General features: G+C 42.0%; 7 protein-coding genes. 4 read left to right on the forward strand and 3 right to left on the reverse strand.

Annotation, left to right across the window (positions count from 1 at the left end; genetic code table 11):
- Window position 1: 1 nt before the first annotated feature.
- From GGD38_RS34145 to GGD38_RS34155, 3 genes are all read right to left on the reverse strand, one after another.
- Window positions 2–1,033 carry a sensor histidine kinase gene (locus tag GGD38_RS34145; RefSeq protein WP_375297956.1) on the reverse strand — a complete coding sequence of 344 codons (1,032 nt, stop codon included), beginning with the start codon at window positions 1,031–1,033 and terminating at the stop codon, window positions 2–4.
- A gap of 1,018 nt (window positions 1,034–2,051) precedes the next feature.
- The gene (locus tag GGD38_RS34150) at window positions 2,052–4,961 is read right to left on the reverse strand and encodes an FAD-binding and (Fe-S)-binding domain-containing protein (protein WP_375297955.1); all 2,910 of its coding nucleotides are present in this window, start codon (window positions 4,959–4,961) and stop codon (window positions 2,052–2,054) included.
- A 435-nt stretch (window positions 4,962–5,396) separates the two neighbouring features.
- Window positions 5,397–5,546, reverse strand: coding sequence for a hypothetical protein (locus tag GGD38_RS34155; protein WP_375297953.1), 150 nt, complete (start codon window positions 5,544–5,546; stop codon window positions 5,397–5,399).
- Between the two features lie 85 nt (window positions 5,547–5,631).
- Here GGD38_RS34155 and GGD38_RS34160 point away from each other — a divergent pair, with 85 nt between their 5' ends.
- Genes GGD38_RS34160 through GGD38_RS34175 form a run of 4 tightly spaced genes read left to right on the forward strand, consistent with a single transcriptional unit; the run spans window position 5,632 to window position 12,680 of the window.
- Window positions 5,632–6,357 (forward strand): hypothetical protein, encoded by a 726-nt coding sequence (locus tag GGD38_RS34160; protein ID WP_375297952.1) that lies wholly within the window; start codon window positions 5,632–5,634, stop codon window positions 6,355–6,357.
- A gap of 1 nt (window position 6,358) precedes the next feature.
- Window positions 6,359–9,127 (forward strand): carboxypeptidase-like regulatory domain-containing protein, encoded by a 2,769-nt coding sequence (locus GGD38_RS34165; RefSeq protein ID WP_375297951.1) that lies wholly within the window; start codon window positions 6,359–6,361, stop codon window positions 9,125–9,127.
- Between the two features lie 10 nt (window positions 9,128–9,137).
- Window positions 9,138–10,274, forward strand: coding sequence for a DUF4249 domain-containing protein (locus GGD38_RS34170; protein ID WP_375297950.1), 1,137 nt, complete (start codon window positions 9,138–9,140; stop codon window positions 10,272–10,274).
- 9 nt (window positions 10,275–10,283) lie between these two features.
- A complete protein-coding gene (locus GGD38_RS34175; RefSeq protein ID WP_375303950.1) occupies window positions 10,284–12,680 on the forward strand; it encodes a hypothetical protein in 2,397 nt (798 codons plus the stop codon).
- The last annotated feature ends 136 nt before the right edge of the window (window positions 12,681–12,816 follow it).

The following is a 12,816-nucleotide window of genomic DNA, read 5'->3' on the forward strand; positions in this document are numbered from 1 at the left end:
ATCAGCATTTTTTAAGTTTCAATATAGTTAGAAACGACTGGCCTTCACTCATACATTTGAATTCGTGCCGGTCGGGATAAATGATCTCAAGCCGCTTTTTTACATTTTCCATTCCAATGCCTTTGTATACGGCATGCCCGTTCACCTGGTCGGCCACGCGGCTGTTTTCAATTTTAACGGTAAGCCAGTCGTCTTTTACCGAAAGATCAACCCTGATCCAACTATTGCCTACATCATTGCTAACACCATGTTTAAAACTGTTTTCCACCAACGGCAATATCAGCAATGGCGGAATGGTGAATTTATCAACCGCATCGAAACAGTTCACCGACACATCTAACCGTTCGCCATACCTGATCTTTTCCAATTCTATATAATTATGAATGTATTCCATTTCCTTGCTCACCGGAATAAATTCCTGGCGGCTGTCGTACAACATATAACTCAGCAGTGATGACAGCCGGTAAATAAGGTCCGACGTACGCGGACTGTTTTTCAGCGACAGCGAATAAATATTATTGAGCGTATTGAAAATAAAATGCGGCTGTACCTGGCTTTTTAAAAGTTCCAGCTGGGCAAACGCTTTATCGCGCAACAGCTCCTGAGCCAGCCGTTGTTGTTCGTACCAGGCCCGTAAAAAATAGAACATGGTATACAGGGCCACTATTAGGTATATATTAACCGCTTCTATAATAACTTTTGGCGGAAATATAAATGGCATATAAGTACCATTAGGGTAATAAGTTGGGTAAGTGTAGTAATAATTGAACGAGCGGCGGATAAGTGTGAACACGATGGCGCTTACAATAAAACCAATACGAAAAGCGGTAATTCTTTTTTTAAGCAGGTATTGTTTTATAAGCACCTGTGTAGTGTACCAGGTGGCCAAACCGGCTATAGGCACAATTACCAGGGCATTAATGAAATAACGATGGTATTCATCGGCAACAGATGCCTGCCCTATAAATTCGTACAGGAAGTAAAACAGCCAGAATAGAACACTAAACCTTACATTACTTTTATTGAAATTCATACCCACAGGAATTCTATTCCTAAATTACCTAATAATCAACAAAATGAAGGGGGTTCTTAGACAAACGACCAATTGGCACCACGAACGGTTGATAAGTTGACGCGGTTATCGAGTTGACGAGGGGGCAGACGCTGGTGAGAACAGGTTGAACGATGGCTTAAAAGATGAATCGACCAATCCAAAACATTAAATCGTCGATTAAATGGATTGAACGATGATCTAAAAGATCAAACTGATCAATTCAAAACATCAAATCATCATTTTAGTAAAATTAACGATCATTCAAAAGATTGAGTCGCAAAGTCAATAGTTCAAATCGCCGATTTAAAAGATTGAACGTTGGCTCGGAAGTTCAAATCGACCAATTTAAAACATTAAACCGTCGATCCAACGGATTAAACGATGACTTAAAAGATCAAATCGTCAATTTGAAACATTAAACCGTCGATCCAATGGATTAAACGATGACTTAAAAGATCAAATCGATCAATTCAAAACATTAAATCGTTGTTTAACTCAATTGAACGATGGCTTAAAAGATTGAATCGCCAATTCAATAGTTCAAATCGCCGGTTTAAAAGATTGAACGATGATCTAAAAGATTAAATCGACCAATTCAAAACAATAAATCATTGTTTTAATAAAATGAACGATCATTCAAAAGATTGAATCGCCAATTCAATAGTTCAAATCGGAGATTTAAAAGATTGAACGATGGCTTAAAAGATCAAATCATCAATTTGAAACATTAAACGACCCCTAAAACTCAATTAATGGCTCTCAGCCGGAGATTCTGTTAATTTGGCAAGTCTTCCTTTGGCTAAAAAAAAATAATAGAGGGAAACAAAAGCTCGGGATTGTGAGGCACGGCGTAACATGGTCTTCATAAAAATATTGGTTGTATATACAGAACGTGTAAAAGCCGGTTTTTGTATAAAAAGCAGCCTGCCTTAATAAATAAAAAACCCCGCTTCCGGCTGAGCCGGGACGGGGTTCCGTATTTATCATTTAATATTATCTAAGCCAATGCATTGTACATGATCTCCACCGGATGCAGGGCATGTACCCCCGTTCCATCCTTAACCTGGTGGCGGCAACTGGTACCGGCAGCCGCAATGATCACATCCGCAGGTTGTTTACGCACTGTTGGGAACAATACCAGCTCCCCTATCTTCATCGACAGATCGTAGTGTTCTTTTTCAAACCCAAACGAACCTGCCATACCGCAACAACCCGAAGGAATGGTTTCAACTGAATAGTTAGCCGGCAACGTCATCATTTTTACCGAATGGGTGGTTGATGACAGGGCTTTCTGCTGACAATGGCCATGCAATTGTATTACTCGCTTTTCAGTAGTAAACTGTTCTTTACGAATAGCGCCTTTTTCAATTTCACGGGCAATGAACTCCTCAAATGTAAACACGTTCCTGCTCAGTTTTCGGGCTGCCTCCAGCTGTTCATCAGTTGCCAGATCAATATACTCGTCGCGGAACGTAAGAATAGCCGATGGCTCAATACCTATAAGTGGCGTTTCATCTGAAATAAGCGGATGTAAAAGCGCAATATTCTTATTGACGATCTCTTTTGCCTTGCGCAACAAACCTTTCGATAACCAGGTTCTTCCACTTTCAATGTGTTCAGGAATAACCACTTCGTACCCAAGCTTCTGCAATAACAGAATGGCCTTAATGCCTATTTCGGTATCGTTATAATTAGTGAACTCATCATTGAACAGGTAAACGCGGCGGTTGCCCTGCGCCGGTTTTACATTCTTCTTGTACCAGCTTTGCAACGTGGTTTTGTACATCGTTGGCATTGAGCGGTCGGGCGCAAAACCAGAGAATTTCTTTATCAGTTTTCCAATCACCGCATTCTTAACTGCAAAATTGTATAGTGCTGGTGCAATGGCGCCCAGTTTGGCTGAGCTGGTAAAATTCGCAATAAGCTTTGAGCGGAAAGGAACACCGTTGGCATCATAATACTGTTGCAGAAATTCTGCTTTCAGTTTGGCCACATCCACATTCGACGGACATTCTGATTTACAGCCTTTACAGCTTAAACACAGGTCCATCACCTCATAGATCTCTTTATGATCGAACCGGTTCACTTTATCTGACCGGGTCAAAAACTCACGTAAGATATTTGCGCGGGCACGCGTTGTATCTTTTTCATTACGGGTAGCCATAAATGAAGGACACATGGTTCCGCCCGACATATGCGTTTTCCGGCAATCGCCCGAACCGTTACATTGCTCAGCATGCTGCAACACATCCTGGTTATGATAACGGAACACCGTTTTAAATGTTGGTGTTTTTTGTCCTGGTGTGTACCGCAAAAAACTGTTCATGGATGGTGTATCCACTATCTTGTTGGGGTTGAAAATATTTTCAGGGTCCCAGGTATATTTAATTTGCTTCAGCAACTGGTAGTTCTTTTCCCCTACCATTTGCGGAATGAACTCACCACGTAAGCGGCCATCACCATGCTCACCACTTAATGAGCCTGAGTATTTTTTAACCAGGGTGGCAATCTCTTCTGCTATAACGCGGAAAAGTTTGTTACCTTCTTCGGTCTTTAAATTTATAATGGGCCGCAAATGTATTTCGCCAGAACCGGCATGCGCATAATGCACAGAGTACAGGTCGTGCTTTTTCAGGATCTCATTAAAATCGCGAATGTAAGCCGGCAGATCATTCACATCAACTGCTGTATCTTCAATTACAGGTACGGCTTTTTCATCACCGGGCAGGTTACTTAACAAACCAAGACCGGCTTTGCGTAACGTCCATATTTTTTTAGTATCGGCGCCAAACAGTAACGGGAAGTGATAACCTAAACCGGCGGCCCGCATTTGAGCTTCTACTTTTTTAGCTATCTCAATAATTTCTTCGCGGGTACTACGACTGAATTCTACAACAAGTATAGCACCGGGATCGCCCTGAACAAAGAAGCGGTTCTTACTTTGTTCAATATTATCTTTTGTGCACTCGAGAATATAATGGTCTATAAGCTCGCTGGCGCTGGGACCATATTCCAATGCAATAAGGTTGGCGCGCAGCGATTCATCAATAGAATTGAAGTGCACACACAGCAACCCTGTTTCTTTGGGTGGCAGCGGAACTACGTTCAATTTTATTTCGGTAAGAAAAGCCAGGGTTCCTTCAGAACCGGCAATGAGGCTACAGAAATTAAACTCAGGGCCGCCGGCAGTGAAAGGCGCCATTTCCAACATCACATCTACAGCATAACCCGTGTTGCGGCGCTCGATGCTTGCCTTGGGAAATTCTTTCCTGATCTCAACCTGGTTATTGTAATCGCTCAACAGTCTGCGAACGGTTTTATAAATATTGGCTTCCAGCGTAGTGCCTTCGCACTTACGGTGAAAGTCATCGATGTTCATAGATGAAAATACCGCTTCGGAACCATCGCTCAACAACGCTTTTACTTCAAGCAAATGTTCGCGGGTGCTGCGGTATACTACAGAATTGGAGCCACAGGAATTGTTTCCAACCATACCACCGATCATTGCCCTGTTGGCGGTGGAGGTTTCGGGACCAAAATACAAACCATGCGGCTTCAGGAACATATTTAACTCATCGCGAATTACGCCGGGTTGAACACGCACCCATTTTTCGGCTGCATTCAGTTCCAGTATTTGGGTGAAGGTTTTGGAAACATCAACTACAATGCCATTCCCTACTACCTGACCGGCAAGCGAAGTTCCTGCTGTACGGGGTATTAGGGAGGTTTTATGTTTGTGGGCGAAACTTATCAGTTTTTTGATGTCATCCACATTACGTGGAATGGCTACAGCCAGGGGCATTTCGCGATAAGCCGAAGCATCAGTGGCATACAAAACCCGCATGGTTTTATCGAAATACAAATCTCCTTCCAGGTCCTTAGCCAACTGCTGTAAGAAATTATTCATGAATCTTCTCCTTTGATTGGGACCGCACCAATGGCGGCGTGCAAATTTACTTGCTTTACGGGTGGTTTCGTGCACCCGGTTAAAATATTAGATAATTTTCAAAAACTATCTCACTAATAATCAATTGGTTAATAAAAATCCACCACTCAGCCGGTCGAAAAAATCGTGAAAGGTGAATGGTCAATGGTGAATGGCTCGCAAATTTTGAACTTTATTTACCACCTTGCGCCGCCAAAATTCCAGCCGATTGCCGATTGCCGATTGCCGATTGCCGATTGCCGATTGCCGATTGCCGATTGCCGATTGCCGATTGCCGATTGCCGATTGCCGATTGCCGATTGCTGTAACCTTGTTTAACAACCGAAATACATCCCTTGTTTATGTTCGCTAATTCTAAAAAAGAATAATATGAGGCGGTAAATGATGAATAATAAATTAATTTTTACTAAAACCGGGGCATACATATTCTACATTGGCTATCTTGTAAGCTTGTAAAACCAGCGCATATTTCATTGGGGAAAAAGACGTTGAGCCAGGCAATTTAACCAGGCCCAAAAGCAACACAGGTAACTGTTTTCTTGTCATGATTACAGTTTACCAAAACTACCAACCATTTGGTGGCCGGTCTGATATATTAAGTATAAGCATCACCAAAAACTAAACAACTGTCATGTTAAAACATGCCGTTCTTGTTTTATGTTTTGCTGCTTTTTTCACCCCAGGAGAAGCACAAAACCCGGCAAACATCTCCACTACTTTACCGGTAATTGTAAATGCCGGTGATGTTTACAATCCTTTTATTGAAAAACAATCCAGGCTATATAATGGTATAGAACACCAGGGCTATTCATTTAAAATAAAAGGGCACGCTTACTTTATACAAAAAGAACTTTCAACAGGTACAATCGTTTACGACGGACTGGAGTTTGCCAATGTACCCATGATCTACGACCTGTTGAAAGACCAGGTGGTTATTCAGCACAGCAACAGTTTTTCAAAACTGGGCCTGGTTTCGCAAAAAGTGAAGGAGTTTACCCTGCTTAATCATCACTACATAAGGATCACAGTAGACAGTACTTCCAATACGCCTCTTATCACCGGGTTTTATGATGAAGTATACAAAGGCAATCTGAACGTTTTGATAAAAAGAACAAAATGGATCGAGGAAACGGTTAAGGATGAACTTGAACGCGAATTCATTTCACTCGATCTGTTCTTTATTCAAAAAGGTGGCGTTTACTATTCCGTTAGAAGTTACAAAGGATTAATGGCTTTATTAAAAGACAGATCGAAGGAAGTTAAACAATACCTGCGCAAGAACAGGATCAAATTTCGCAAGGGCCACGAAAATGCCATTGTAAAAGCTGTTGTTTATTATGATTTGTTAAACAAGTAATATGAGAAACCTGCTACTGCTTATATTCCTTAACCTCTTTTTCTTAATTACCGGTATAACGGCCAGCGCACAATCCGGCACCAAAGTGGTAAGCCTTGAATTAAAAGATGTCCGCATCGATAGCCTGGTTACCGAACTGGAAACACAAACCGGCTACCATTTTTATTACGACCCCGCTCAATTCGACAGCCTGCAGGTTAGTATCTCGGTTTCGAATGTATCGCTGCAAAAAGTACTTGAGCTGGTATTCGCCAATACTGAATATCATTTCGCCATTCCCGAAAAACAAACTTATGTGCTTCTTACCAGGGGCGCTATTATAAAGACCAATTTACCCGCGGGCTTTTTTTCCAATACTACATTAGATAGTCTATCAAGCACAACACCTTTTTATGGTGATAGAAAAAAAGTAAGAACAGATGCCTCTATAGAAAATAAATTATTTGAGGTAGGTGTGCGTAATAACAATCCCGGTACCGGTTCAGTGGCCATGGCCGGTTATGTGCGAAATGTAAAAACAGGTGAACCGGTTGCCGGCGCCATCATTACATTGGCCAGCCCGGCTGTAACTGCAGCCACCGATCAATATGGTTATTATTCCATCACCCTGCCCAAAGGGCGTCATGTGCTTACCATACAGGGTATTGGCATGAAAGATACTAAGCGGCAGGTAATGGTATATGCAACCGGCAATTTTGATATTGATATGGATGAGCGCGTTACCTCGCTTAAAGAAGTGATTGTATCGGCACAAAAGCTGGCCAATGTGCGCAGCGTGCAACTGGGCACCGATCGGTTAACTATAAAAGCTATTAAACAGGTACCCACTGCTTTTGGCGAAGCCGATATTTTAAAAGCAGTACTAATGCTGCCCGGTGTAAAAACGGTAGGCGAAGCCAGTACCGGGTTTAATGTACGCGGCGGATCAAGCGATCAAAACCTCATTCTTTTTAACGATGCCACCATTTACAACCCTTCGCATTTCTTTGGGTTCTTTTCAGCATTCAGTCCCGAAGTAGTAAAAGATGTAGAATTATACAAAAGCAGTATCCCATCAAAATATGGCGGCCGGCTTTCATCGGTACTCGATATCAGCAGCCGCGAAGGCAATAAGAAAAACTTCGCCGGTGTAGCGGGCGTTGGATTATTAACAAGTCGCATTACCCTCGAAGGCCCCATCAAAAAAGATAAGACCTCGTTTATCTTAGGCGCCAGAACAACCTATGCCAATTGGCTGCTCCAGTTTTTACCCGATGAATATGAACATAGCAAGGCATCATTTTATGATGTTAACCTTAACATCAGCCACCAGTTCAATAAAAAGAACAACCTGTACATTACAGGATATTTGAGCAAAGACAAGTTTAACCTCAACAGCGATACAACATACGGTTACAGCAATCGCAACATATCAGTGAAATGGAAGCATACCTTCTCAAACAAGCTTACCATGGTAATTACCGGCGGCTTCGATCATTACGATTATGGCATTGGTACCGATAAGGACAGTTTGTTTGCCTACAAAATGAAATTCGACATCAACCAGTATAATCTCAAAACCGATTTTAACTGGTACATCAATGCAAACCATACCGTTGATTTTGGTATTAGTTCCATCCGCTATCGCCTTAACCCCGGTACTTATGAGCCCAATTCTAAAACATCGCTGGTGGTGAAAGATGATATGGAAACGGAGCATGCCCTGGAAAGCGCAGCTTATATAAGTGAAAAATGGAACATTACCGATGAACTTTCATTACAGGCGGGGCTGCGTTATTCCATGTTTAACTACCTGGGACCAAAAGCCGTAAATGAATATTCGCCAGGTTTGCCAGTTACCGAAGACAACATACTGCAAACAAAAAACTATGCTAAAAACAAATTCATAAAAACTTACCAGGGGCCCGAGTACAGGCTGGCGGTACGTTACAGCCTCACTCAAAGCCTGTCGTTAAAAGCAGGGTATAATTCACTGCGTCAATATATTCACGTATTGTCAAACACAACGGCTATTTCTCCTACAGATATCTGGAAGCTCAGCGATCCCAATATAAAACCGCAAACAGGCGATCAGGTATCGTTTGGTATTTACAAGAACTTTAAATCAAATACCATTGAAACTTCGGCTGAAGTATATTATAAGAATATCAAGAACTACCTCGATTATAAAAGCGGTGCGCAGCTGGTTTTAAATCATCATATTGAAACCGATGTAATGAGCACCAGGGGTAAAGGCTATGGTGTTGAGTTGCTGGTTAAAAAACAAAATGGCAAATTAAATGGCTGGATCAGCTATACCTGGTCGAGGATCCTGCTTAAAATGGAAGATTCAACCAAAGGGGAAATTATCAATGGCGGCAAATATTACCCCGCCAATTACGACAAACCGTATGATATAACCATGGTGGGCAACTACCGCTTTAGTCACCGGTTCAGTGTTTCCATGAACGTTACCTATAGTACCGGCCGGCCCATTACATTACCCATTGGGCGTTTTTATTACGCCGGTTCATGGCGGGCTTTGTATGCCGATCGCAATGCTTATCGCATTCCTGATTATTTCCGAACCGACCTGTCGATGAACATTGAGGGTAACCATAAGGTGCACCAGAAAACCCATAACTCCTGGACGATTGGCGTATACAATCTTACGGGAAGAAAGAACCCGTATTCGGTATATTATGTTTCTGAGAACGGCCTCATTAATGGATACAAACTATCCATTTTCGGCAGCGCCATTCCATTTGTAAACTTTAATATCAGGTTTTAAACATTATAAAATGAAAAAGCTTGTATTCTGCTGCCTGACGATCCTGCTGTTCTGTTGCAAGGAAAAATATGATGCGCCCGTAAATGTGCCGGTGACTGGCTATCTTGTAATAGAAGGCTATATTAGCACCAACGGGCCTGCGGAGTTACAGCTCTCGCGCAGCATTCCGCTCGATGATACGGCTAAAATGATCAATGAAACCCTGGCCCAGGTACGTTTACAGGGTCGCGATAATACAATTTATAGTTTTACTGAAAATGGTGGCGGAAGATATACTATCAGCAATCTTAACCTCAACACCAGCCAGCAATACCGGTTATATATTAAATCAAAGAGCGGTAAAGAATATGCATCGGATTATGTTACTCCAAGGGTTGCGCCACCAATTGACAGCGTGGCCTGGATAAGACAGAATGACGGCGTACAGATTTACGTAAATACCCACGACCCTAAAAATAATACCTGGTACTATCGCTGGACAACCGAAGAAACCTGGGAGTTTAACTCTACCTATTATACCAGCCTCGATTTTGACAGGAACTCCGAAAAGCGCATCATTGGAGTTAAATATCGCAGACCCGATCAGGGGCTCGATACCCGCATCTTTACCTGCTGGGCCAATCAGTCTTCAACCAGCCTTTTACTTGGCTCTTCAAAAAAACTAAGTACAGACAGCATTCATAAACCGCTAATTGATATTGTCCCCCACTCCTGGAAGCTAAGCGTTCTTTACAGCGTATTGGTAAAACAATATGCACTATCAAAAGAAGAGTACGAGTTTCTCGATAAAATGAAGAAGAACTCTGAGGAAACCGGTTCTTTTTTTGGCCGGCAGCCATCGGAGCTTAAAGGCAACATTCAATGTATAACAACCCCAAACGAACCTGTTATTGGTTTTATTGGCATTGCCAATCGCCAGGAAAAAAGGCTTTGGATAAAACGAAGTGAAGTTCCTTTCTGGAATTACACCCAGGATTGTTATACTTATACCGTACCAACAGATTCGGCGGAATATTATTCATACCTGATGCCTACAAATCCTGTTGAATATGAAAATGGCAGAATAAAATCCTATTTGGGTGTTTCACCGGTTTGTGTTGACTGTACGTTGCGCGGCGTAAATGTAAAACCATCTTTCTGGCCATAATAAAATTCCATGAAACCATTCAATCACATATATATTTCAACCATACTGGCATCGCTGCAATTATTTATATTGTTAGCTAACGCACAGAATGCTACTACGGCTATACCCGAACGGTTTAAACAATATACCAACAGCCATCAGCAGGAAAAACTATATGTGCATACAGATAAGAATTTTTATCTGGCTGGTGAGTTGTTGTGGTTCAAGATCTATAACGTTGATGGCGCCCGCTACCAACCGGTTGACCTAAGCAAAATAGCTTATGTAGAAATACTCGATCGCGATAACAAACCGGTGATGCAGGCAAAAATTGCCCTCATAAAAGGAAAAGGCAATGGCTCGTTCTATTTACCGGTTTCAGTTAATTCGGGCAATTATAAATTGCGTGCGTATACCAACTGGATGAAGAATTTTAGTGCAGCTTATTATTTCGAAAAACCGGTAACCATTGTAAACACTTTAAAAACATTAAGTCCGGCAGCTGCCGATACAACAACCAAACAATACCAGGTTGTCTTTTTCCCTGAGGGCGGAAATCTTGTAAAAGAAGTAGCCATCAAAGTAGCCTTTAAGGTTACCGATGCTTTTGGAAAAGGAATTGATTGCAAGGGCATCGTATTATCAGATAATAACGATACGCTGGTAAGTTTTCAATCGTTCAAATTCGGCATGGGACATTTTATGTTCACACCTGCCAGCACCCAAACTTATAAAGCGGTGCTTACCCTGCCCGATGGCCGCAGCATTACACAACAATTACCTGCAGCTTATGAACAGGGGTATGTAATGCAGTTGGAAGAAGATGCTTCTGACGTCATTAAGATCACCGTTACAGGCAAGGCCACACCCAATCAACAGGTATTTTTATTTGCGCATAGCCGGCAGGTAATGCAGATAGCAGAAAAACAAACCCCCGCTAATGGCATTGCTACTTTTTCTATAAACAAAAACAAACTGGCAGATGGTATTACAAACATTACTGTTTTTAATGAACAGCAACAGCCGGTTTGTGAACGCTTATATTTTAAAAGACCGGCGCAGGTATTATCGGTTACAGCCAGCAGCAACGCACCCCGTTATGGAAACCGTAAACGGGTGGCGTTTACAGTAAATACCAAACACGGTAATGAACAAAACGGTGTGGCCGCCGATCTGTCGTTAGCTGTATATCGCCTCGATTCATTACAAACGGTTGATCCTAATTCGTTGCCGGGTTATTTATGGCTTACCTCAGAACTGGCGGGTAATATTGAATCACCTGCTTACTACTTTTCAGCAACCGGTGATGAAATAAAAGAAGCTACTGAAAACTTACTATTGGTACATGGCTGGAGAAAGTTCAACTGGGACCTTGTGTTGAACGATAAACACCCGGCTTTTGAGTTTGCGCCGGAGTTTGATGGCCATATTATAAGCGGCCAGGTAAAACACAATACCAATCCGCAAGCACAATCGGTTATCGATGCTTTTTTATCGATACCTGGTATACAGTTACAGTTCTATAATACCAGAACAAATAAAGAGGGCAGGTTTTATTTTGATGTAAGAGATTACTATGGGCAGAATGAGATCATTGTGCAAACCGAGGGGCCCGACAGTAACTACCGGGTTGATATTCTGAATCCCTTCTCAGAAAGGTACAGTGACCAAATACTGCCTGCATTTTCATTACCTGCAACACAGCAATATATGCTCAACGAACAAAGCATAGGCATGCAGGTGCTCAATACCTATGAGCAGGGCAAACTGAGCCGTTTTGCAGTTCCCGCCATCGATACGTTTCCTTTTTATGGCAAGCCTTATAAGGTTTATAAACTCGATGATTATACCCGCTTCACTACCATGGAAGAAGTGTTGCGGGAGTATGTGCCCGAAGTGGCCATCCGCCGCTGGGGCGGTCAATTGCATTTGAAAGTATTTGATTTTGATATCAGGGACTTCTACCCCAGCGACCCATTAATATTATTGGATGGCGTTAAAGTTGATAACAGAATACTGTTGAACTATGACCCGTTGAAAGTAAATAAGCTGGAAGTATTGACCAATAAGTTTATAAAAGGAGAATTCATGTACCAGGGTATTGTAAACTTTACTACATACCATGGCGATATGCAAGACCTGAAGTTGGATAGCAAAGCTGTGATCCTCGACTACGAAGGCTTGCAATTAAAAAGAGAGTTTTACTCACCAGTATATAAAACCGAGCAACAGGCATTAAGCCGGTTGCCCGATTTCAGGAACCTGTTATACTGGTCGCCCAATGTACAAACAGACAACAGCGGACAAGCCAATGTTGAATTTTACACCGGCGACATAAAGGGGAAATATGTGGCGGTTTTACAAGGCATGGATGAAGCGGGTTATACAGGCAGTTATTATTTTACGTTTGATGTAAACGATAAATAATACTTCCATACAATTTAAATATAGGGTACGGACAGGTACATGCAAGAGGTGCAGGAATCCCCCTTACCTAAACATACATCTAAAAGCTAAGCCATCTGTAACCTTCTTTATTGGAAATATTTTGAACGGGAACTAA

Source organism: Niastella sp. OAS944 (genome assembly GCA_024809215.1).
Lineage (GTDB): Bacteria > Bacteroidota > Bacteroidia > Chitinophagales > Chitinophagaceae > Niastella.